We start from the raw sequence: 726 nt of genomic DNA on the forward strand, positions 1-726 counted from the left end.
AGAATTGTCCGCCAAGCTGCAGGAGAAGCTTGTGGAAAAGGCGACGAATAGGATGTTCGATCAGTTCGTTTCAGGCATTGATAAAATGCTAAAAAACAAAGGAGGCAACCGGAAAGAGTTATCCGGAGCGCATCTTCAACTGAAAGACGTCGAGGGGAAGCTGATAGACCTTACCTTTGAGCTGAACGAATTTTTAAAAAAAATCGACGTTAATGAAATCGGAGAATTAAAAACGCAATTAATTGAAGCATTTCAATCAAAGTTTGAATTTGCTGAATCCCATATCACGCAACCCATGATCTCCGCTATTAAGAATAAAAAACTCTTTCACCTGAGTCCGGAATTCACTTTAAAAGATACATCGACTGGCGTCGTAATCACCACGGCAGTCGATATTTTGAACCAAGCATTTAAAGGTGCGGCAGAATGTATAGCACTTCGAAAGAGCGTCAGCTGGGAAAGCAAAGATGAACAATTTGCAGACTTCGACAAGGAAATGAAAAAGCGAAATGTTGACTTCTGCTTTTTTAATTAACACATCAAAGGAAGATGCCTTGCCATAGTGGCGCCGTTGGAAGATTGCGGCGGCTGACGACAAGCCTGCTCCTGCTTTAGTCAGCCCCGGTCATTTCAAACGCCTCGCGTTCCACTGTCATGAAAGCGCTGGTTGATTGTGCAACGTGGCGGTGGAAATTGGCCCCTTCCGCATTGCGTATCTCGTCCAGG

Annotated in this window: 1 protein-coding gene; it reads left to right on the forward strand. The window is 44.4% G+C overall.

The annotated features are described in order from the left end of the window. The coding region (locus tag JK635_RS23605) for a hypothetical protein (RefSeq protein ID WP_202656399.1) at positions 1-535 on the forward strand (535 nt) is incomplete at its 5' end. Positions 536-726 lie beyond the last annotated feature (191 nt).

The sequence above is a fragment of the Neobacillus paridis genome (assembly GCF_016765675.1).
In the GTDB taxonomy this organism is placed as follows: domain Bacteria; phylum Bacillota; class Bacilli; order Bacillales; family Cytobacillaceae; genus Neobacillus; species Neobacillus paridis.